Origin of the sequence: Bacillus sp. XT-2, from assembly GCF_025696525.1 — a bacterium.
Lineage (GTDB): Bacteria > Bacillota > Bacilli > Bacillales > Bacillaceae > Bacillus > Bacillus halotolerans.
Window position 1 is genome coordinate 34,882 of sequence record NZ_JAHVOC010000015.1, and the last position, 20,719, is coordinate 55,600.

22 protein-coding genes, 4 tRNA genes and 1 rRNA gene are annotated in these 20,719 nt (G+C 41.2%); 24 read left to right on the forward strand and 3 right to left on the reverse strand.

What is annotated here, in order from left to right; translation table 11 throughout:
- The 15 genes from KXD37_RS23745 to KXD37_RS23815 all read left to right on the forward strand — a co-directional run bounded on the left by KXD37_RS23745 (nt 1) and on the right by KXD37_RS23815 (nt 15,166).
- Nucleotides 1–5,337 carry a phage tail tape measure protein gene (locus KXD37_RS23745; RefSeq protein ID WP_263463791.1) on the forward strand — a complete coding sequence of 1,779 codons (5,337 nt, stop codon included), beginning with the start codon at nt 1–3 and terminating at the stop codon, nt 5,335–5,337.
- Nucleotides 5,330–5,989: a LysM peptidoglycan-binding domain-containing protein gene (locus KXD37_RS23750; RefSeq protein WP_263463792.1), complete on the forward strand. Its 660-nt coding sequence runs from the start codon at nt 5,330–5,332 to the stop codon at nt 5,987–5,989. Before KXD37_RS23745 ends, KXD37_RS23750 begins: the two co-directional genes overlap by 8 nt.
- Before the next feature lie 12 nt (nt 5,990–6,001).
- Nucleotides 6,002–6,982 (forward strand): phage portal protein, encoded by a 981-nt coding sequence (locus tag KXD37_RS23755; protein ID WP_263463793.1) that lies wholly within the window; start codon nt 6,002–6,004, stop codon nt 6,980–6,982.
- A complete protein-coding gene (locus tag KXD37_RS23760) occupies nt 6,979–7,245 on the forward strand; it encodes a DUF2577 domain-containing protein (RefSeq protein ID WP_263463794.1) in 267 nt (88 codons plus the stop codon). Before KXD37_RS23755 ends, KXD37_RS23760 begins: the two co-directional genes overlap by 4 nt.
- 93 nt (nt 7,246–7,338) lie before the next feature.
- Entirely contained in the window at nt 7,339–8,037 is a 699-nt protein-coding gene (locus tag KXD37_RS23765) for an aspartate/glutamate racemase family protein (protein WP_101861092.1), read from the forward strand.
- A gap of 100 nt (nt 8,038–8,137) precedes the next feature.
- On the forward strand, nt 8,138–8,563 hold the full coding sequence (locus KXD37_RS23770; protein WP_263463795.1) for a DUF2634 domain-containing protein: 426 nt from the start codon (nt 8,138–8,140) through the stop codon (nt 8,561–8,563).
- A complete protein-coding gene (locus KXD37_RS23775) occupies nt 8,556–9,602 on the forward strand; it encodes a baseplate J/gp47 family protein (protein WP_263463802.1) in 1,047 nt (348 codons plus the stop codon). The genes KXD37_RS23770 and KXD37_RS23775 overlap by 8 nt, the downstream gene beginning before the upstream one ends.
- Entirely contained in the window at nt 9,586–10,164 is a 579-nt protein-coding gene (locus KXD37_RS23780; protein ID WP_101861089.1) for a YmfQ family protein, read from the forward strand. The genes KXD37_RS23775 and KXD37_RS23780 overlap by 17 nt, the downstream gene beginning before the upstream one ends.
- Nucleotides 10,161–10,433, forward strand: coding sequence for a hypothetical protein (locus KXD37_RS23785; RefSeq protein ID WP_101861088.1), 273 nt, complete (start codon nt 10,161–10,163; stop codon nt 10,431–10,433). The genes KXD37_RS23780 and KXD37_RS23785 overlap by 4 nt, the downstream gene beginning before the upstream one ends.
- Before the next feature lie 3 nt (nt 10,434–10,436).
- Nucleotides 10,437–12,191, forward strand: coding sequence for a terminase (locus KXD37_RS23790; RefSeq protein ID WP_263463796.1), 1,755 nt, complete (start codon nt 10,437–10,439; stop codon nt 12,189–12,191).
- 11 nt (nt 12,192–12,202) lie between these two features.
- Nucleotides 12,203–12,532 (forward strand): XkdW family protein, encoded by a 330-nt coding sequence (locus KXD37_RS23795; protein WP_263463797.1) that lies wholly within the window; start codon nt 12,203–12,205, stop codon nt 12,530–12,532.
- Nucleotides 12,529–12,693, forward strand: coding sequence for an XkdX family protein (locus tag KXD37_RS23800; protein WP_263463798.1), 165 nt, complete (start codon nt 12,529–12,531; stop codon nt 12,691–12,693). Before KXD37_RS23795 ends, KXD37_RS23800 begins: the two co-directional genes overlap by 4 nt.
- A 91-nt stretch (nt 12,694–12,784) precedes the next feature.
- Nucleotides 12,785–13,678 carry a phage portal protein gene (locus tag KXD37_RS23805; RefSeq protein ID WP_087991960.1) on the forward strand — a complete coding sequence of 298 codons (894 nt, stop codon included), beginning with the start codon at nt 12,785–12,787 and terminating at the stop codon, nt 13,676–13,678.
- A gap of 45 nt (nt 13,679–13,723) precedes the next feature.
- Complete coding sequence (locus tag KXD37_RS23810; protein ID WP_087991959.1) at nt 13,724–14,146, forward strand: holin family protein; 423 nt, start codon at nt 13,724–13,726, stop codon at nt 14,144–14,146.
- 45 nt (nt 14,147–14,191) lie between these two features.
- On the forward strand, nt 14,192–15,166 hold the full coding sequence (locus tag KXD37_RS23815) for an N-acetylmuramoyl-L-alanine amidase (protein ID WP_263463799.1): 975 nt from the start codon (nt 14,192–14,194) through the stop codon (nt 15,164–15,166).
- Nucleotides 15,167–15,217: 51 nt separating this feature from the next.
- On the opposite strand, the gene KXD37_RS23820 is transcribed toward KXD37_RS23815, so the two are convergent.
- Both KXD37_RS23820 and KXD37_RS23825 read right to left on the reverse strand, forming a co-directional pair.
- Entirely contained in the window at nt 15,218–15,682 is a 465-nt protein-coding gene (locus tag KXD37_RS23820) for an SMI1/KNR4 family protein (protein ID WP_044430364.1), read from the reverse strand.
- Nucleotides 15,683–15,700: 18 nt separating this feature from the next.
- A complete protein-coding gene (locus KXD37_RS23825) occupies nt 15,701–17,464 on the reverse strand; it encodes a T7SS effector LXG polymorphic toxin (protein WP_263463800.1) in 1,764 nt (587 codons plus the stop codon).
- A 209-nt stretch (nt 17,465–17,673) separates the two neighbouring features.
- On the opposite strand from KXD37_RS23825, the gene KXD37_RS23830 reads away from it, so the two are divergent.
- Together KXD37_RS23830 and KXD37_RS23835 are read left to right on the forward strand one after the other, a co-directional pair.
- Nucleotides 17,674–18,804 carry a Rap family tetratricopeptide repeat protein gene (locus KXD37_RS23830; RefSeq protein ID WP_263463801.1) on the forward strand — a complete coding sequence of 377 codons (1,131 nt, stop codon included), beginning with the start codon at nt 17,674–17,676 and terminating at the stop codon, nt 18,802–18,804.
- Entirely contained in the window at nt 18,804–18,935 is a 132-nt protein-coding gene (locus KXD37_RS23835; RefSeq protein ID WP_255004112.1) for a hypothetical protein, read from the forward strand. Before KXD37_RS23830 ends, KXD37_RS23835 begins: the two co-directional genes overlap by 1 nt.
- Before the next feature lie 43 nt (nt 18,936–18,978).
- Here KXD37_RS23835 and KXD37_RS23840 read toward each other — a convergent pair whose 3' ends face one another.
- Nucleotides 18,979–19,167 (reverse strand): hypothetical protein, encoded by a 189-nt coding sequence (locus KXD37_RS23840; protein ID WP_044430359.1) that lies wholly within the window; start codon nt 19,165–19,167, stop codon nt 18,979–18,981.
- A 106-nt stretch (nt 19,168–19,273) separates the two neighbouring features.
- On the opposite strand from KXD37_RS23840, the gene KXD37_RS23845 reads away from it, so the two are divergent.
- The 7 genes from KXD37_RS23845 to KXD37_RS23875 all read left to right on the forward strand — a co-directional run.
- Complete coding sequence (locus KXD37_RS23845) at nt 19,274–19,501, forward strand: hypothetical protein (RefSeq protein WP_044156343.1); 228 nt, start codon at nt 19,274–19,276, stop codon at nt 19,499–19,501.
- A complete protein-coding gene (locus KXD37_RS23850; RefSeq protein WP_087992060.1) occupies nt 19,494–19,724 on the forward strand; it encodes a LexA family protein in 231 nt (76 codons plus the stop codon). Before KXD37_RS23845 ends, KXD37_RS23850 begins: the two co-directional genes overlap by 8 nt.
- 321 nt (nt 19,725–20,045) lie before the next feature.
- Nucleotides 20,046–20,120, forward strand: a tRNA-Gly gene (locus KXD37_RS23855).
- A gap of 38 nt (nt 20,121–20,158) precedes the next feature.
- A tRNA-Arg gene (locus KXD37_RS23860) sits at nt 20,159–20,235 on the forward strand.
- A 23-nt stretch (nt 20,236–20,258) separates the two neighbouring features.
- Nucleotides 20,259–20,335: transfer RNA gene (locus KXD37_RS23865), tRNA-Pro, on the forward strand.
- A 7-nt stretch (nt 20,336–20,342) separates the two neighbouring features.
- A tRNA-Ala gene (locus KXD37_RS23870) sits at nt 20,343–20,418 on the forward strand.
- A gap of 175 nt (nt 20,419–20,593) precedes the next feature.
- Nucleotides 20,594–20,719, forward strand: a 16S ribosomal RNA gene (locus KXD37_RS23875); the annotation flags it as partial.

Here is a 20,719-nt window from a genome sequence, read left to right on the forward strand (position 1 = left end):
ATGGCTAAACTAACAGCTACATTTGATTTACATGATAAGATTTCCCGCAAGCTTCGAATCATACAAGGAAATGCAGAAAGACTTCAGAGGGCCGCTAATGGCCCTCTTATTTTTGATGCTGAAGATCGAACTGAGCGGGTTATGAGACGAATTGACAGATCAGCGAGCCGCTTGACGGGACGGTCCCGATCGCTTGAAGTCGGTTTAGATGATCGGGTTTCGAATGGTTTACATTCTATACGCCAACAAACGGAGGATCTTACTGAGGGTAGCCATGAAGTGACGGTTTCAGTTAATGATCAAGCTACACCGCGTTTTCGCTTAATTCGAGGAGGCCTTTCAGATTTGAACCGCTCACACGCTGAACCTACTGTTTCAGTCCGTGATCATGCATCAAGTGAATTAGACGAGATTCGCCGCCATGTGTCCGATGTAGACGGCGAACATGCTGAACCTACTGTTTCTATTAAGGACAAGGCTTCAGCGGCTCTCGATGCAATAGAAGCGAAGCTGGACGGCCTGAAAAACGCTACAATCACCCTGACAGCTGCAGGCGGATTGTCTGCCGGTGCAATTATGGGCAGCGGGAAAAGCGCCATGTCCCAAGACGCCTATGTTTCAGCGACTTCGAATGTCAGCAAAAAAGACGCTGCTAGAATGACAGATCAGATCTATTATGACAATAAAGCGGGAGGATCCCGGGAAGAAGTCAGCTTATCTCTGAGAACCTTGTCACAACAGACTGGAGCATCTAAAAAAGCCTTGGCTGAATTGACTGAGTCTTCTAGCAAGATCGCACAGCTCATGAATGCTGATCAGGCGGAAGTGGACCGGGCCTTCAGCTCAATGTATAACAACTTGAAAATGTCCGGGAAAGACAGCGGAGATTTAATCGCTTATGTGTACCGGAACGCCGGGGATCAGGCTGACGATTTGCTGGACACGATGAATGAATACAGTTCCACCTTTAAGGACATGAAGCTTACAGGCGGCCAGATCGCTAATGCGATGATTAAAGGGACAAAGGGCGGGGCTAGGAACTTTGACAACCTCGCTGACAGTATGCGTGAATTTAACATCCGTCGTACTGAAATGTCTGATAGTCAAGTGGACGCGTTTAAGTCGCTATTCGGTGCCAAAGAAACAGAGAAGATGTTCAAAGGGTTTAAAGACGGCTCAATTAGTGGTCAAGAAAGCTTATTTAAGGTAGCTGACGCCCTATCAAAAGTCAAAGACAAGACTAAGCGGGCATCTATCGCCACAGAGCTAATAGGAACGCAATATGAAGATCTGAAGCAGCCGATTTTAGATATGGCCGAAGGCATTGGCACAAGTGCAAAAACAAGCAGTGAACTGGAACGCAGCTTTTCTAAGCTTAGGGATAATAACCCGATGACACCGATTAATGACGCCATGCGGGATTTTGAAAGCATTTCTAAGGATATGGGAACCTCACTGCTTACCGGTTTAGGCCCAGCCTTTGACAAGATCGACTCGTTCCTAAACAGCAAGGAAGGTCAAGAGAAACTCAAAGAGATCAAAAAAGATATTACTGATCTTGGCGAGGCGATAGGTGACAAGCTAAATGTGGCCATTGAGTGGACGGTGAATCATTGGGATGAACTGAAAACAGCTTTTAAAGTTGTGATTCCTTCTTTAATAGGTTTAATAGCTTATTTGAAAATCCTACGGCCTCTCTTAAAAGGCATAGGCACTGTCGGAAGTGACGCAGCGGGAGTGATTCGAAGGTTAATTCCGAACCGGACACCGGATGCTGATCCAAACACACGAAGCGGCAGAAGAAATGGAAGGGCTGCTCGTAATGCCAGTACAAGGGGCGGAGGATCCAGATCTTCCTCAAGTCCGACAAGTTTACCACGTAGCGGCGGCTTAACTTGTTGCTGTTGTGGTGGAGGTGCCGGGAACGGTCGTAGTCGAAGAGGAAGAGGTTCTTCAGGGCGGCGCGGAAACCCAACCCGAGTAAACCCTTCTAACAGATCAATCACTGTATCATCTGAACAACTGGAGAGAAGGCGTTCAGGAAGAACAGCAGCTGATCCTGTTAGAAGCGCAGGTTCGAGAGCTTCAGTAAACACCACCAGATCCGAACTTCGTGCAGCAGGCCGAGCGACAGGCGGAGCCTCAAAGTTCGGGAAAGTTTTAAGTCCTCTGAAAAGTGTTGGTAAATTCGCGAAAGGTATCCCTCTTTTGGGGACTGCATTAGCGGCAACCGATTTGCTCGGGATGAACAAAGAAAATGCAGGTGAGAAAGTTGGTTCTTTCGCCGGGAATCTTGGTGGAGCTGCTGCAGGTGGAGCCGCAGGAGCAGCCATTGGTTCTGTTGTCCCTGTTGTCGGCACTGCGGTTGGCGGAGTCGTCGGGAGTATCGCAGGCGGTATAGGGGGTTCTGATTTAGGATCCTCCATTGGCAAATGGTTTGATGATGGAGGCGCTTCTAAAGCATGGGATGGAATTCAGGACGGTGCAGGAAATGCCGTCGATTGGATCGAGGATACTTGGTCTGATTTTTCGGATTGGTTTATGGATAATGTCTGGACCCCTGTTAGTGATTGGGCCGGAGATAAGATTGATAAGATCACTGACAAATTCGAGGATGCTAAGAAATGGCTAACTGATACCTGGAATGACGTATCATCCTGGTTTGTGGATAACGTGTGGACACCTATTTATAACACGGCAGTTCCAATTATAAATTTAGTAGTAGGTGCTTTTTTATTTGCGTGGGATGGTATCAAGGCTCTCTGGAAGATTGTCTCCACTTGGTTCATGGATAATGTCTGGAATCCATTAGTTGACGGTGTCACTGATGCTGCTGATTGGATTTGGACAAAAATAAATGACGCTTGGACTTGGATCTCAGACACATGGTCCACTGTCTCCACTTGGTTCATGGATAATGTTTGGAATCCCATTAGTGATGCAGTGGCAACTGTGGCTGGCTGGATACAAGCACATATTGATTATGCGAGAATCTGGATTCAACTAAAATGGCTTCAAGTGGCAACTTGGTTTTATGACAACGTCTGGAATCCAATCAGTACAGCAGTTAGTAACGTAGCAAATTGGATTTGGACGAAGATCAACGAAGCATGGACTTTTATTTCAGATTTATGGTCTACAGTTTCAACTTGGTTCATGGAAAATGTTTGGACGCCGGTAAGTGATGCTGTCACTAATGCAGCAAACTGGATCTGGACAAAGCTTAACGAAGCATGGACGTGGATATCTGACAAATGGAGTGCTGTTTCAGCTTGGTTCAGTGAAAATGTGTGGAATCCAATTGTCTCAAAAGTGGAAGATGCCAAAAAATCCATTTCGGAAAAATTCGAGTCAGCCAAAACAGCAGTTAAAGACGCTTGGAAAGGTATTGAGACTTGGTTCCGTGAAAATGTTGGTGATCCGTTAAGTGACATAGCCGACGGAATTAAGGAGAAATTCCAAGATACTTTTGCATGGGTCATTAAACTCCAAGAATTGGCTGGCGCTGGAGGACGGTTCATAAATAACCTTATCGGTAGAGGTGAAGATGCAACAGGTCTTCATCAAAAGAAATCTGGCAAGTCTTCATCTAGTGGAAAATCTAGCGGTGGCGGAGGAATTGCTGGTCTTGTTCAGTCGCAGTCATCAGCGCCTCCAAGTATTTTCCCTAAACAAAAGAGCGTTCTTGAAAGGAATGCGACGGGTGGCTATATTACGAAACCGACCATTTCATGGATTGGCGAAGCGGGTAAAGAGTTTGTGATCCCTGTTGATAACAACAAGGGCCGCGGTAAAATGCTTCTTTCTCAGGCTGCTTCTAAACTAGGAATGAGCGTTGTTGATGACATGGCTTCTGCTTCATCAGCAGGTGGAGAAGCTGCTGTTTCTCCATTAGCTGGCGGATCAACGGTTTCCGCTACAGTATCTCCTACCGTTGACACATCGAGCCTTAATGAACAGGCTGCTTCTTTCGGTCAACAGTTCACGCAGGGCTTTGATCAAGGTATTGCCGATAATGTCGTTTCAATGGACGCTTGGAAACAGAAAAACGTTGGCCAGCCTATGAAAAATTTGATCTCCTACTCTCCGAATTACGGAAAACAAGTGGTCAATGGTTATGCTAACGGCCAGAACAGTACGGCAACAGGAACAGATGGTTTCCTGCAGACGAAAGTCAAAACACCATTCCAAAACAGTGTGAATAAATCCTCTTCATGGGGAACCGGTACGATCAAAGGTTTTGCTTCCGGACAAAACAGTTCTCAGACCGGTACTGATCAGTATGTTAATACTCATGTGAATAAACCGTTTATCCGCTCTAAAGAATCATCAAACGGCTGGGGAAGCGGTATGATCGGTAATTTTGTTTCTGGCATGACTTCTAAGGCAAGTGAAGTCCATGAAGCTGCCAAGGAACTGGCGAAAAAAGTTGAGAAGGCATTTCGTGAGGAGCTTGATATTCATTCACCTTCTCGTGTCATGATGAGCTTGGGGCGTTTTGCCTCTGTTGGTGTTGTAAAAGGTCTAGATTCTGTCGATGTGAAAAAATATGCTGAAAAACAAGCTGGATCACTGGCAGCTGCTTATTCCGGAATGGGTGCAATGGGCGGAAATGTGAAACAGTGGCTTATGGCTGCGATGATGGCCACAAAGACACCGTTAAACTGGCTTCCAGGGTTAATGACAATTGCAAAGTATGAATCTGGTGGAAATCCAAACTCTATTAACCTGTGGGATAGTAACGCGAAGGCAGGCAATCCATCCCAAGGGCTCATGCAGACAATACCGACCACCTTTAATGCACATAAAGCGCCGGGCATGGGTAACATCAGAAATCCAATTCACAACGCTGCTGCCGCGATCGGCTACATTAAAAGCAGATACGGCTCAATTGACAATGTGCCTGGCATTAAAAGCTTGAGACATGGCGGTCCGTATGTTGGTTATGCTAACGGCGGCCTGATCACAAAAGAACAAATTGCTCGTGTCGGGGAAGGAAATAAACGTGAATGGATCATTCCGGAAGAACGGGGGATTCGCGGGCGCTATTTGTTAGCTCAAGCAGCTAAGGCGCTCGGCATGGAAGTCACAGACCCGGCTCAAACCGGTCAAACTGAACTACCATCAGGTCAAGTCACAGCTGCTACCGCAGGAAGCAATCAAACAACTGTGACAGCTGCAGGCGGTAAAGAGGTTGTCATTCAGTTTAATGGTGATCAGCATTTTTATAATGATCAAGACGTGAACAGCTTTGTCTCTAAAATTAAGCAGGCCCTTGTCGTTGAACTTGAACAAGATATCAATATTGGAACGAAGGGAGTCGTTGCGTTTGACTAGATCCGTTTATGAATTTTGGATTTCACAAGGGAAGGACAAGCTGCGGCTTCCTGTCCTTCCTGAACAAATTGATATATCAAACACAATTCAAAATGAATCTGTAAAAGTGGCCAGTTTTGGGGAAGTCACATTTATTGATAAACCGGGAGCGAAAGAAATTTCGTTCTCTTCTTTTTTTCCGAAGAAACACAGCCCGCTTGCTGAGTATAAGGGATTTCCTTCTCCTGAAAATGCTATCGCTAAGATTGAGAAATGGGCGAAAGCAAAAAAGCCAGTTCAATTTTTGATTACTGGCACGAAAATAAATTTCACCTGCAGCATTGAGGGTTTTTCTTATAGTGAGGGACAAAAAGACATAGGTGATCGTGACTTTGAAATAAAGCTGAAGGAATACAAAACCGCTTCGCCGCGGAAGATCAAGCAGAAGAAAAAGACGAAGAAGAAACGGCCATCTAAATCAGCTCCTAAAACATACACCGTTAAGAAAGGCGATACACTGTGGGACCTTGCCGGCAAGTTTTATGGAGACAGTACAAAATGGCGCAAGATCTGGAACGTCAATAAAAAGGCTATGATTAAGCGTAGCAGACGGAATATTAGACAGCCAGGACACTGGATCTTTCCTGGTCAAAAATTAAAGATACCGCAATAAGCAGGTGATGACATGATAGAACTTTTCGTCATTAAAGAAACGGAATGGCTTGAGTTGGTAACTGAAAGTGTTTCACTCGAGGGACAACGGTATCAGGCGCCGCGATCGATCACAGCAAAGATCGTAACGAAACAAGGAACCCATTCATATTACAGTGTATCTGAAGGGGATACGGTTCTGTTTAAGTGGAAGGGCAAAGAACTTTTCCGGGGCATTGTGTTTTCTCGCAATCCGGAAGAACACGGGCTGACCTTTACGGCTTATGACATGCTGCAATATTTGGTCAAAAACAAGGATGTTTATGTGTTCTTTAATAAGCGTGCAGACGAGATCATAAAACGCCTGGCAAGAGACTTTCAGATTCCTACGACGTCTATTGCAAACACAGGTCATACAATTAAATCACTTGTGTTCAAAGACGATACGAGCCTTTATGACATGATTCTGAAAGCCTTGAAACAAACGAAAAGCCAAACCGGAAGGAATTATCAATTATATTCTGCGAAGGGGAAGCTTGGCCTTCGCGCTTGGCCTGATCCGTCAGAAGTATGGGTGCTGGAGACGGGTGTGAACATCACCGGATATCAATACAGCACTTCAATTAATGACACGGCCACAAAAGTAAAGTTGCGGCGTCAGAAAGACAATAAAACATACACAGCCACCGCAAGCGACAGCTCAGGCATCAGTAAATATGGTGTGCTTCAGTATGTCGAAACGGTTTCCGATAACATTAACCAGGCGCAGCTTCAGGAGCGAGCGAAATTCAAACAGGCACAGAAAAAGGGTGTGAAAAAAGAACTCAAAAGTATTCAAGCGATTGGTATTCCGGATCTTCAGAGCGGATTGCCCGTCTATATCTCAATTCCGGAAGTCGGGGTTAAGAAGACATACTGGATCGATACAGACAAACACGAATTTAAAGGATCCACGCACACAATGACCATTGATGTGGTTGAGAAAAACTCTATTCCTGATGGTGTTTCCTCATGAGACTAAGTGAAGCTATCAAACATTTGGCTGTCGGTGCCGTTGGTTCTGAGTCGCCGGTGGATATTCTGCCGGCTGAAGTGGTTTCCGTTTCTCCTGTTGAAATTAAGCTCAATGAAAATGAAAAGCTAATTATTCCGTCTGATTTGATTATTATTCCTAAGCGGTTGCGCGCTGGAGGAGATGAAGAACTGAATATAGGTGAGAATGTGATGGTTGTCTCCTTAAAAGGCGGACAATCATTTTTTATTCTCGATAAAATCTAATGATAGTAATCCTGAAAAAATAAATAATTGTATAGACCTAATCTATGCTTTAGAATAACTATAATATTTTGAAAATTTTATCCGAGGTGGGTTATGAAAACTATTGGTCTAATTGGTGGAATGAGTTGGGAATCTTCAGCTGAGTATTATCGAATTATCAATGAAGAAATAAAAAAGAAGTTAGGAGGGCTTCACTCGGCAAAATGCCTTTTATACAGTGTTGATTTTAAGGAAATTGAACATTATCAATCCGTAGGGGCTTGGGATAAAGCAGGTGAAGCTTTAGGGGAAGTTGCAAGATCATTAGAAAAAGCAGGTGCAGATTTTATTGTAATATGTACAAATACTATGCATAAAGTTCTTGGATATATACAAGAAATGATCACTATACCTATTTTGCATATTGCTGATGCAACTGCAGAACAAATTATTAGACAAGACATTCGCTCAGTAGGATTGCTTGGTACTAAATATACGATGGAACAAGATTTTTATAAATCACGTATTGCATCTCATGATATTAATGTCATTGTTCCTAATGATGATGAAAGGGAATTAATAAATAATATTATTTATCAAGAACTATGTCTAGGTGAAATTAAACAGTCTTCCAAAAATATTTATAAGAAGATCATAAATAATTTGGTGGATAGAGGAGCAGAAGGAATCATTCTTGGATGCACTGAAATTGGACTATTAGTAAAGGTAGAGGATTCAGAAGTGCCATTATTTGATACAACTTTAATCCATGCTCAAAAAGCAGTAAATAAATCCCTTTCGATTTCTTCTTAGAATGATTACTTCTTATATTTAAAAACCGCTCTTTAGGAGCGGTTTTTATTATGGTTCATTCAATCAATAAATGGAAGAACGTTATAGGAGTGTTTTTTTTATGACCCTTTCCCCAGAAATTGAATTTGAGGATATAGAAGATGACAGCGAAGTCATAGAGACCTCGCAAACCTACAAAATAGATTTTGAAAATGGTCGTATCACAAATGAAATCATCACAGGCCTTGAAGCGATCAAGCAGTTTGTATATTTATCCCTTCATACTGAGCGATACGCCTATTCTGTTTTCAGTCATGACATTGGAAATGAGCTTCAAGACGTCCTGGCAGATAATGAAACAACAGACGCATATAAGAAAATGGAGATTCCACGGCTGATAGAGGAAGCACTGATCTATGACGATCGTGTTTCCTCTGTGTCAGATTTTGAAATAGAAAAACAAGGCGATTCGTTCCATGTTTCCTTTACAGTCGAAACTGACGAGGGGACATTGGAGATCGAGGAGGTGCTTGGTGAGGATGTTTGAAGATCAAACCTTTGAAGAAATTATGGACCGTATGCTGAACAGCATTTCCGCGGACATCGATACAAGGGAAGGCAGCGTTATCTATAACGCCTTAGCTCCTGCAGCTGCAGAATTGGCCAAGTCTTATATTTGGCTCGATACTGTGCTGGAACTTGTCTTCTCGGACACAGCACAAGGTGAATTCTTAGATCGACGGGCTACGGAAGCCGGCATCGAGCGAACGGCTGCCACAAAAGCAGTCAGGGCGGCGGAGTTTACTGAAGGTGTAACCATTCCGGTGGGTGCCCGCTTTTTTGTTGAAAACCTCTACTTTCAATACACAGCAGACGGGACGTTGGAATGCGAAACAGCCGGAGAAGCAGGGAACGCAAACATATCCGGCCAGAATCTATTGTCACTAGACACTATACCTGGACTTCAAAAGGCTATTGTGAAAGAAATCCTGATTCCCGGACGTGATGAAGAGGATGATGACAGTTTAAGGGCTAGATATTTTACCCGCGTTCGCCGAGAAGCTGTCAGTGCAAATAAAGAGCATTATAAACAATGGGCGGAAGAAGTTGACGGAGTCGGAAAGGCAAAAATCTTTCCGCTTTGGAACGGGGACGGCACAGTCAAAATTGTTGTGACCAATGCTAACTTGGAACCTGCTTCCGATATATTGATTTCTAAGGTTAAAAATTATATTGATCCTGAACCAGGACAAGGCGAGGGACAGGCGCCGATTGGCGCCTTTGTCACAGTGGAGAGTGCGGTTTGGAAAGAGATTGAGATATCAGCTGAGGTGCTACCCGAGGTCAACAGCTCTATTGATCAGGTGAAGAAAGAAATCGAATCAGGAGTTCTAAATCTCTTTAAAAAGATGGCGTTCGAAGACAATGTCATCCGCTTATCGCAGATCAATAATATTGTCTATAATTCACCCTCAGTAAGTGATTATGCAGATATTAAAATCAACGGCGTGGCCGAAAATATGATTCTTAGTGACGTAGAAATTCCTAAGCTTGGGAAGGTGACAATCATTGAGCAAGCTCGATGAAATGACCGCTTACTTGCCGCCGTTCCTTACCAAGTTGAAGGAAATGGCCGAACTCCTTCACGCAGAAGCTCCGGAATTTGAGAAGCAAAATAACAGCATCTTTGATCTGACAGATCAGCTGTTTGTTACAACGGCAACCTGGGGGCTTGAACGGTGGGAAAAGATATTGAACGTGCCTCGAGAGCCCGGTGATACGTATGAAATCCGAAGGCTGCGACTAATCTCTAAAATGTCCAATATACCGCCGGCAACATATAAAGCCATTGAACAGGCATTGAACCGGTTCTTAAAGAATCCGTCTGCTCAGGTCCGGCTGCTTCCCGGAGAGTACCGTTTTAACGTGGATATTGATATAGATGATATGCAGCACATGAGCGAGCTCATAGAAACTTTGGAGAATATGAAGCCGGCCCACTTAGCATATACTCTGCGAGCTGCTTTGAATGAGCCGCTGCAGATAAAAGATACTGTCATTCTGAATAACAGAAGATATCGAAAGGTAAGTGAGTTAAAGGTGGGTTACTCCGTCACGCTCAATAATAACGAGGTGGTTTTAACATGATTTCACAAGTCTATAGAGAGCGTACAGCTGCAGATCTAAAAAGTAGAATATCAAAAGTGCTGCTGAATGGGAATGAAACAGAAATTGTGGAACTCACCATTCAGGGGGCGGTTGTCACGGTACTTACTCACCGGGAAGAAGATATCAAACACATTGAGAGTGTGCAGATTCTTGATGAACAAAACAACGTGATTACGGAAAGAACAACAGATTTAGACGTCAGTAATAACAGAACGTTGGATTTCAGATTTACTTTTGAGGTGGTGTAACAAATGGCATATGAATCAAAAACAGACTGGCTGCCGGATGATCCGATCAATGAGGATGATGTGAACCGTTGGGAGAAAGGCATTCAAGACGCGCATAAAGATTTAGCAGCACATAAAAATGACATGAACAACCCTCACAAGGTGACAAAGGAACAGCTGGATCTGGGTAATGTTGATAACGTGCAGCAGGCAGCGAAAAAAGATTTTGATCTACACAATCAAGATCAGGAACGGCATATTACGAATGAAGAGCGCGGTAAATGGAATGGGGCGCAGCTATCCAAAATTACAAAAGACGATGGATCCATTCTTATTAACATCGGTCAAAGTTATGACTTTCATAGTGTCGTAGCAGGACAAAAAAAGACTTTTACTTTTTACATTTCGAGTGATGCCATTAATGCGCCGTCTCAATCGGCTCGTGGTATTTACTTGTATTCCTCCTCGGCCAATGGAGAAGCAATGGCAATGGGCACAGATGGCGGCTTTTGGAGAAAGTCATTAGTTAATGGAACCTGGTCAGATTGGATAAAGTACGAAACAGAAGAAGGATCAATAAAAAGATTGGCTGTTCACACTGATGATAAAGATATCCATGTTACTAAAAGTGATAAGGATAAATGGAATGGTGCTCAACTATCTAAAATTACAAATGATGTTGGGGGTGTATCTTTTGCAGTGAATGAAGGCGAAGATATGCTTCAGGCAATTATAGATAGAGGTAGAAGTATGGGCACCTTTTATGCAAATGGAAAAGCAGTAAATTCTCCTTCTACCGCCTCTACGAGAGGATTTTATCAAATGACAAGCCAATCATCTGACGGTAAAGGCAGCTATGGCTGGGTTTATGCCATGGACTACAGAAATAATGTCTTTACGAATTATTGGGATGGTAATACTGTCGGATGGCAGGGGTGGAAGAAGTTAGAGACGGAAACCGCATCACAAGAGAAAGCTGATAAGGCTCTTTCTGATGCAAAAGCTTTTGTTCAAGATAACTTTACAAATCAAAAACTGACCGTTCTTACTGGAACAAACGCAATTCAGGACGCGAGAACAAGCGGAGAATCATATCCGCTCGGACTTACTCTTATGGATATTGGCCAAGGAAATACGACCGGGTACCCTTTGCGATATGGCATTGTGAAAAATGAGAAGTATAATAATTCCCGTTTCACACAATATTTTTACGGCACAGGTAATGAGTCTGGAACTTATATTGACAGTACGGGTGTATGGATCAGGCATTGGTGGAGTGGTTCCGGGTGGACTCCGTGGGAAAAGATATCTGGATTTGTGCATACGAATATTGGTACAACTGGGAAGCAGCTTCTTATAAAAGGGGAACAGCAGAAAGTTCGGTTTAATAGAAAGATAAAAGACAGTCATAATGCTTTTGATGTCACTAATAACCGGTTTATCTGTCCTAATAGCGGTATGTTTTTAGTCAATGCAGGTTTATATATAGAGAACGTTCAAAGATATGCCAACTATGAGATGGAGATTTATCTTAACGGAAAGATTTATAAAAATATAGCGCATTACAGAAACAGTCCAGCAAATCCTTCTGATACAACACAATTCAATGTAGGGGTTTATGGAGCCGCCACTGTTCCGGCTAATGCGGGCGATTATATAGAGATTTATCTCTATGTTGGATATGACGGGGATGTTCAACGTTACATTACTGACAACTCAGGATGGTATAACTATTTTGATATCACTGAAATGGGCGGCAGAAATTATCCGAGATTATAGGAGGTACTTTTATGATTTTGTATGATGCAATTATGTACAAGTACCCTACTGCGGTACCGAGAAAGGATTTTGAACTGCGGAACGACGGGAACGGCTCATATATCGAGAAATGGAATCTCCGGGCGCCGTTACCGACTCAGCAGGAATTACAAGCTTGGTGGGAAGAATCGGAAAGCAAACCACCATATGAGCCTCCTGATCAGGTCGAGTTACTTGCACAAGAATTGTCTCAGGAAAAACTAGCTCGTAAACAGCTTGAAGAATTAAACCAGACATTAGGAAATCAGCTGTCTGAAATAAAACTGCAGCTGCTTTCCCTTGAAGGAGAGAAAAATGTATGAATTATTGGGTATTAGCTTTGCATTATAACTGGGCTACCCCTGAAATGGTGAAGCAAGCAATCCACTATAAAGATTGCTCGCCTGAAGATTTACAGGAAGGAATAGAGAAAAATCTAATCACTGAAGAACAGTATAAAGCGATCACAGGAGAAGCCATATAAGGCTTTTTTATTTTGCCTGAAAGGGGATGGTCACTATGTAAATCTCTTGAACAACCATTATATATCAATAATAGCAAGGAGGAATCTTTAAATGACGCAGTATAGTTTTCAATTTCCCACAGATGTAGCCGGTAAGCCAGGAGCGGCCAAGCCATATAGAGAAGGGAACAGAGATTTTGTGGTGCCGGTGGCTGCCATTTCCGGTAACGCGGATCTGCTGACAAACGCAGTCTTAAAAGCAACTGAAGTTTATACACAGTATGGCCAAGATCGATTAGGTCAGGTTTTAATATCTAAAGTGAAGGGCCACGCTTATTCTGATCGTGAAGGAACCTTATTCATTGAAGAAAGTAATGATATGAATACATGGACCACAGTATCTTCTTTAGTGGTTAAGGCAGGGACACTTGGCGAGACTGAATGGATCCACTTAACCCAGCGATACTTCCGCTTCAGGTATGCAAACGGTAATCTGCAGCAATCCGAATTCTTACTTTATCAGTCACTTGGCGCTGGTGAAGAAGATATAAATATTAAACAAGCCGTTCCAATTACGACAGCTGCTCCGCTCACTATGCAAATAGATAAGAGCGGCTTAACCGATGATGGTCGCTTAAAAGTTCAGACTGAAGGCTTGGATCTCAGCTCATTAGACACTCAAGCAAAAACAATGGATGTTGTTTTTCATGATAAAACAGAAACAATCGGGGAAGGTACTCCATTAACTGTTGGATCATTTAAAACGTTGCTCATTGAGGTTTATGGGACAGCTGAGACAAGCGAATTAAAATTCTGGGGTAAATCCCTATCAGGAACAAAAAGAGCCCTGAGAGGGCAGAAAGTGGATGACGGAACGTATGCCACTAGTACAAAAGGAAAATCGGAAGCCTGGTCTTTTGACATTACCGGTTTTAAAGAAATCATGATGGAGCTCACAGCGATAACAAATGGAAACTTTTCAGTAAGAGGGACGGCCGTCTCATAAAATCCGGCTGTCCTTTTATTTTGCCTCTAAGGAGGTGATAAAGAAATGGAGGAAACGAGTGTGTTTATTAACATTGAAACGTTAGATTTAGCGAGAATTTATCTGTTTGGTGGTGTGAAATATCTTGATTTACTACTAGTTCTCAGCATTCTTGACGTTATAACAGGCGTAATTAAAGCGTGGAAATTCAAGAAGTTGCGTAGCCGCAGTGCTTGGTTTGGTTACGTCCGGAAAATGCTTAGCTTTCTAGTGGTCATCTTGGCAAATATCGTCGATACAATTCTCAATCTGAACGGTGTTCTCACATTTGGAACCGTTCTTTTTTACATTGCAAATGAGGGGCTTTCAATTACAGAGAACTTGGCACAGATCGGCGTTAAGATTCCGGCTGCCATTACGGACCGGCTTCATGTAATTGAAGAAGACAACGAAAAAACAACCAATAAAGAGGAACAAGCTGCTGGGTAACTGGCAGCCTTTTTTTAATCTAAAAAGAATAGGAGAGGAAATGTTATGACCATAAAAGTGGTGAAAAATTTAGTTTCTCAAGAAAAATACAGTTTGAAATGTCCGAATCCTATGGTTCCGGAATATATCACTATTCACAATACAGCAAACGATGCTTCAGCGAAAAATGAGATTTCATACATGAAGAACAACACAAATTCTACAAGCTATCATTTTGCAGTTGATGATATACAGGTAATTCAAGGACTTCCGTTAAATCGTAATGCATGGCACACAGGGGACGGAAAAGATGGTCCAGGAAACCGAAAGTCCATCGGAGTAGAGATCTGCTACAGCAAGTCAGGAGGCGCTAAATACTACGCTGCTGAAAAATTGGCAATCAAGTTTGTGGCACAGCTCCTTAAAGAGCGCGGTTGGGGTATTGATCGTGTTCGCAAACACCAAGATTGGAGCGGTAAATATTGTCCGCACCGTATTTTAGATGAGGGTAGATGGGATGAAGTGAAGGCGGCTATCGCAGCTGAATTAAGCAAGATCGGAGGTGAAAGTTCAACGTCTTCAGGTGGTTCTTCAGGACACGGAACAACATATACAGTGAAAAAAGGAGATACGCTTTCCGGAATTGCAAAGGCTGAGGGAGTAAGTGTGGCAAACCTTCAAAAATGGAATAACATTAAGGATCCGAATAAAATTACAGTTGGCCAAAAGTTGAAACTGAAAGGATCCAGTTCATCCAGCAGCACTAAAACAAGCAGCAAAAAGACATCATACCCGCTTCCTTCCGGAGTTATTAAAGTGACAAGTCCGATGACGAAAGGAACGAAGGTCAGACAGGTTCAAAATGCTCTAGCGGCTCTTTACTTCTATCCAGACAAAGGGGCGAAGAATAACGGTATAGACGGCGTATATGGTCCGAAAACAGCAAATGCAGTCAAACGGTTCCAGTCAGTTAATGGTCTGACTGCTGACGGCATCTATGGGCCTAAGACTAAAGCGAAAATTGAATCGAAATTGAAGTAATAAAAAAGCCTCTCATATAATGAGGGGCTCTAAATTGTAATTAATTTTGACTTAATCGTCCCAGTCTTCATCTTCTTCCCAGTTTTCTTTTTTTTCAAGCAATCTTTTATAGAAAAATTCAATAAAGCTATCGGCTAGCTTGTCCTGGTATCCAAGCACTCTATCCCAAATAAAAACAGGACATTCATTATTACTGTTCATTTTGTTAGTATCTAAGGCATATGCAAAAAAATCTATATCTTCTATTACAACAAGTCCCTCAGATAAATTAAAATGATTACGATATTCTTCTGTGGTTTCAACTACAGAAGCTCCACCATAGTCAAACCCCAAAGTATCAATTCCGTATAAGCCACCAGAGCCAAAGTTTTTCAGAAACCATTTATAACTATCAGGAAGTTGTAATTGGAGCTCCTTCTCTATATTAATAATCTCTTCTTCACCTATTCCTCCAGTAAAATAACTGTCTGCTTTATTATCAGTTATAAATTCTATAGTTTTTTCATATAAGTCCATTGATATCTCTCATTCCTTTTATTTTTCATATTGTTTTGCTCTCCACTTCCAATACCTATCTCGGAAATTATCATATTGGGCTTTCAAAACTGGATCGTTTCTAAAGCTTTCGCCGTCAGATTTAAGCTTATGGATAATGCCACTATATTTAGTATGTAAGCTATTTGGAATTTCAAGCATTGGGCCAGGTTCTTCTTGAATCAAGTGATGTAAATTAATCTGTGTGCCATCTTTTGCAAACGGAGCGTTACCATTTTTCATAAGTTGAAGATTCGTAAGACCTTTACGATTTTTTTGATTAAGGTCGATATCTTTCATCGTATATACTCTACGACTTACATCTTTAATTTTCCCTTTCGCCTTTACATTTCCCTTTAGTTCATATGCTTCATACTTTTCTTTATTTAACCAAGGTGGATTTATCTTTTGCCCAGTAAACGGCTTTCTACTTTCATCTAATTTTTTAGCAAGCTGGAGCAGCCTGTCTTTTGCGCTAACATCGTTGATGACATTATAAGGCATGCCACCTGCTACAACTACATCTTCTCGTATGACAAACGGTTTAATTGCTGTTAGTGGATCAGGAGTTTCGTCTAGTTTTTTAGACACTTTTTTGACTGCAGCTTTTCCAGCTGTTTTCACTCCTATTTTAGCAACTGAACCAGCACCTTTTAAGCCAAAGATGTTTACTGCTGCATATGTAAACCAATGAGCCTTTGATTCTGTGTCACCGTTCTTTACGTCTCTTACATAGGAGGTTATAATTGCATCTTTAATTGAATTAAATGTGGAATCATAGTGATAAACTGCAACTGCAGAATTAATAAGCATGTCGACAGGATGATTGTGTGCCATATAGTCTAATGTTTCAGCTGTCATATCATAAAGAGCTGTAACAGTACCTTTGGCTCCAGCCATCAACTCACGTGTGTTTTCAATTTGTGTGAAATACCTCTGTTGATCTTTAGTAAGATTCTCAAAACCAATGGTTTTTGCCATTGAGTAAAATTCATCGGCATTCGCATAATCGTAGTTTTTTAGTCTTTCTTTCAGTTTTTCAATTTCTCGTTCTTTTTCTTCCTTCTTCTTAATCGTCAAATAAGCTTCAGTACGTTTTTCAATATCGCCTTTTTTCTTATGTATGTCGCTTTCTCTATACGCTTTGGCATTATAGTGAATAGGTGTAGCATTTTTCCCTTTGCCTGTTGATTCTTGAAGTTTTTTAAAATCTTGTTGAATGAATTGTTCGTTAGGCTCTGTTAATGCATATTCAGTTGTTAAATCATCATCAACTTGTCCAATTTTATCAATTGTTTTTTCACGTTTCTTATCTGCACTGGCAAGTTCAACTTTAAAGTTTTCTGTTGAAAACAAATCAAGTGGTAGGATATCGTCAATATCATTCAGAATGTCCTTCATTGCTTTCTTCTGTTCAGACATAATAGCCTTTGATTTCTTATAAGCATTTGCGAGTTCATGCTCTAAAAAAGACTCCTCGACGTATGCATCTGACAAGCTGGCTTCCTCTATAACTCCAGCGACACTTGTAAGGAAAGCAATTTTCATATCGATAAGATCAATCCATTGATCTGTAACACCGACATGATCATGATAAAATGCTTTGATATTGTTTGCACCTTTACCTGAAAACTCGCTGTCATCCAGGTTAGCTACGTCTTTAAATGCTTTTCTGAGCTTAACCATTTGTGATCTGAGTTCCTTGTACTCTTTTGCGCGTCTATCTGCTTCAGAAAGCAGTGATTTAGCTTCAAATACCTTCATGATTATATCCTTTCTTATTAAGCTTTGTGTTTCACTGATTAACAAAATTTTACCATATAAAGATATTGAGAAATACAAAAAACCTTTTATTGGGAAAATGAACTGCAACGAAACTAACCGAAGAAAATGTTTGCGGTTTTTTTGCGGCATAAACACTTTTTGGAAATGTTACAATATTACAAAAATAGACATAAGAGGGAGGGGTATTTATGGACCAAGTTTTACCGTCATCCCGAGTGGGAGTCAAGATCAATGAATGGTATAAAATGATTCGTCAATTCAGTGTTCCTGATGCAGAGATCTTAAAGGTGGAAGTGGAGCAAGAAATAGAGGAAATGGAAGAGGATCAGGATTTACTTGTTTATTATTCGTTGATGTGTTTCCGTCATCAATTGATGTTAGATTCATTGGAGCCAGAAGACAGATATCGGGATCGTCCCACAGTCGATGAACTACTTGAAAAAATAGAAAAACCGCAAAAAAGACTTACAGGCCTTTTAAAATATTACTCATTATTTTTCCGAGGGATGTATGAATTTGATCATAAAGAATACGTTGAAGCGATAAGTTATTATCGTAAAGCTGAGGAAGAATTGACTGCAGTTTCAGATGAAATGGAGCAAGCTGAATTTCATTATAAAATAGCAGATGCCTACTATCAAATTGATCAGCATTTTGTGTCCCTGAATCATTTGAAAAAAGCTAAGCATTTGTTTGAAAAGAATCAATTATATAAGGTGAAAGTGATCGGATGCAATATGATGTTTGGAGCTAATATGTACGATATGTACCGGCTGAGAGAGGCGGAATCATATTACCGAGAAGCTTTAAGTGTCGCTGAGGGAATGAATGAGAAAAAGACAAAAAGGATCATTGGAGTGATCTTTCATAATTTAGGCTTAGTTTATTTAAGGACCCAAAACCTAAGTGCAGCTGAAGAGCATTTCAAAAAAGCGATAGACATGAAAGAACATCTTGATACAGTGTATGGAGTAAGATCATTATATATGATGGCAAATGTACTTTACCAAAGCAACAAACCTAAGGAAGCACGTTTCTTTTATGAAACAGCTTTAAAACGGGCTGAAGATTCTAATGAAGAAGAATATATGGCGAAACTAAAGATCATTAATTCAATATATGAAGAATATAATGAAACAGAAGTTAATCGAAGCTTAGACTATTTGGAAAAGAAACGCCTGTGGTCTGATTTTGCAGAATTAACAGAAAAATTGGGTGACTTTCATTATGAGCAAAGAAACTATGCAGAGGGAAGAAGCTTCTTAAAGAGAACTATACATGCACAAACACAAATACTTAAGGTTACGGAGGCTATATAATGAAAAAATTTTTAATCAGCTCCGCTTTAATCGGTATTCTTTTTGCAGGTTTATTAAATGTGGAAAATGTATATGCTGCTATGAATGATTCTGGAACTTTCCATGTAGCCGAAAAAGCTATTAATATCTAAGTGATATTATCCTGTTAAACCCCATCTTTTTAAGGTGGGGTTTTTACACAATCCATTTATTCTTTTTCTTATCCCATTTTAACAAACGCTGCCTCATAAGATTCTTAACGGCTTCCCGTATAGCTCGTTCATCCTTCCCAGTTTTTCTCTTCAATTGATCCAACGAAGGATTTTTTCCTAAATGGGTCATATTAAAAATAATCCGATATACTTTTTGTTCAAAATCATTCAATTCAATTGCCTCCTTGAGTAAATAATACAAGAACAAACATTCGCTTTTCAACTTGAAATAGAACAAATGTTCGTATAAAATAATGGTAGAGAAGGAGGAGGAAAGCATGGAATCGATTTTAAAACGTTCATTAACTGAGAAAACAGCATTAGATATGATTTATATGAGAAATGACGGTCTTATCACGAAGAGATCAATTATTGTTCGGCAAATTAATCAGAGTTACATACGCGCTTATTGTTTCACCAGCCGTCAAACAAAGACGTTTACTATCGAAAATATCCTTGCTGTTTCTCCTGCAGCATATAAAAGAGGGGTCAGGAATTATGCGTAAAATTACAGAAAGACAATTTGAAACGCTCCAGGTTATCGAGAATTACATTAAGGAAAAGGGGTTTGCTCCTACATATAGAGAATTAATGAATCTGTTAGGGCTAACCTCAACGAGTACAGTAAAAGGGTTGTTGGATGCTCTGAAAAGAAAAGAATATGTAACTTGGGAAGTGGGGTCTCCGAGAACGTTGAAAATTGTTAAGTCAAAAACCATCTATATATAAGATGGTTTTTTATTTTGCCCTCGTATTCAGTATTTAATGAAGTGGTTGCCGGGTTTAATTTCAGTTGTCCGCCACCCTGGGTGGCAGAAAGGTGGCAAACACGATTATTCGCCACCTTTCTAAATTTGTTTAAATCGTATTGACATTTATCAAAACCCTGCTATAATTACTTTTGTTCTATGAAACCGGAGTTAAACTTTCAAGTTGCTCTTCCATGGTAAGGAAGAGGTCAGCGGTTCGAGCCCGCTTGGAAGCTTTATTTAAATGCATTACTCTTACCAAGGTTTCTCAAAAAGGAGAAAGCTTTTTTTATTGCGATATGCGGAAGTAGTTCAGTGGTAGAACATCACCTTGCCAAGGTGGGGGTCGCGGGTTCGAATCCCGTCTTCCGCTCCATTTTTTCATCCCAACGGGATGTTGATACAAGTGAAAATGCGCCCGTAGCTCAATTGGATAGAGCGTTTGACTACGGATCAAAAGGTTAGGGGTTCGACTCCTCTCGGGCGCGCCATATATTTTATCAATATGGGAAATCGGGAAGTAGCTCAGCTTGGTAGAGCACATGGTTTGGGACCATGGGGTCGCAGGTTCGAATCCTGTCTTCCCGACCATTTTTATGGGGCCTTAGCTCAGCTGGGAGAGCGCCTGCTTTGCACGCAGGAGGTCAGCGGTTCGATCCCGCTAGGCTCCACCAAAAAAAGATTTAAAAAAGTTGTTGACTTTGAGAAAGCGACGTTGTATAATAATAAAGTTGCTTTAACAAAGCGATAACAAAATGATCTTTGAAAACTAAACAAGACAAAACGTACCTGTTAATTCAAGTTTTATTATAAAATCGCACAGTAATGTGCGTAGTCAGTCAAACTACTTTATCGGAGAGTTTGATCCTGGCTCAGGACGAACGCTGGCGGCGTGCCTAATACATGCAAGTCGAGCGGACAGATGGGAGCTTGCTCCCTGATGTTAGCGGCGGACGGGTGAGTAACACGTGGGTA

Coding starts and splice junctions, on each gene's coding strand:
- KXD37_RS23785 (WP_101861088.1), top strand. CDS start 10,161: ATGATTTCACAAGTCTATAGAGAGCGTACAGCTGCAGATCTAAAAAGT.
- KXD37_RS23815 (WP_263463799.1), top strand. CDS start 14,192: ATGACCATAAAAGTGGTGAAAAATTTAGTTTCTCAAGAAAAATACAGT.
- KXD37_RS23845 (WP_044156343.1), top strand. CDS start 19,274: ATGGAATCGATTTTAAAACGTTCATTAACTGAGAAAACAGCATTAGAT.
- KXD37_RS23755 (WP_263463793.1), top strand. CDS start 6,002: ATGATAGAACTTTTCGTCATTAAAGAAACGGAATGGCTTGAGTTGGTA.
- KXD37_RS23850 (WP_087992060.1), top strand. CDS start 19,494: ATGCGTAAAATTACAGAAAGACAATTTGAAACGCTCCAGGTTATCGAG.
- KXD37_RS23830 (WP_263463801.1), top strand. CDS start 17,674: ATGGACCAAGTTTTACCGTCATCCCGAGTGGGAGTCAAGATCAATGAA.
- KXD37_RS23800 (WP_263463798.1), top strand. CDS start 12,529: ATGAATTATTGGGTATTAGCTTTGCATTATAACTGGGCTACCCCTGAA.
- KXD37_RS23790 (WP_263463796.1), top strand. CDS start 10,437: ATGGCATATGAATCAAAAACAGACTGGCTGCCGGATGATCCGATCAAT.
- KXD37_RS23770 (WP_263463795.1), top strand. CDS start 8,138: ATGACCCTTTCCCCAGAAATTGAATTTGAGGATATAGAAGATGACAGC.
- KXD37_RS23825 (WP_263463800.1), bottom strand. CDS start 17,464: ATGAAGGTATTTGAAGCTAAATCACTGCTTTCTGAAGCAGATAGACGC.
- KXD37_RS23765 (WP_101861092.1), top strand. CDS start 7,339: ATGAAAACTATTGGTCTAATTGGTGGAATGAGTTGGGAATCTTCAGCT.
- KXD37_RS23775 (WP_263463802.1), top strand. CDS start 8,556: ATGTTTGAAGATCAAACCTTTGAAGAAATTATGGACCGTATGCTGAAC.
- KXD37_RS23835 (WP_255004112.1), top strand. CDS start 18,804: ATGAAAAAATTTTTAATCAGCTCCGCTTTAATCGGTATTCTTTTTGCA.
- KXD37_RS23820 (WP_044430364.1), bottom strand. CDS start 15,682: ATGGACTTATATGAAAAAACTATAGAATTTATAACTGATAATAAAGCA.
- KXD37_RS23805 (WP_087991960.1), top strand. CDS start 12,785: ATGACGCAGTATAGTTTTCAATTTCCCACAGATGTAGCCGGTAAGCCA.
- KXD37_RS23795 (WP_263463797.1), top strand. CDS start 12,203: ATGATTTTGTATGATGCAATTATGTACAAGTACCCTACTGCGGTACCG.
- KXD37_RS23810 (WP_087991959.1), top strand. CDS start 13,724: ATGGAGGAAACGAGTGTGTTTATTAACATTGAAACGTTAGATTTAGCG.
- KXD37_RS23760 (WP_263463794.1), top strand. CDS start 6,979: ATGAGACTAAGTGAAGCTATCAAACATTTGGCTGTCGGTGCCGTTGGT.
- KXD37_RS23745 (WP_263463791.1), top strand. CDS start 1: ATGGCTAAACTAACAGCTACATTTGATTTACATGATAAGATTTCCCGC.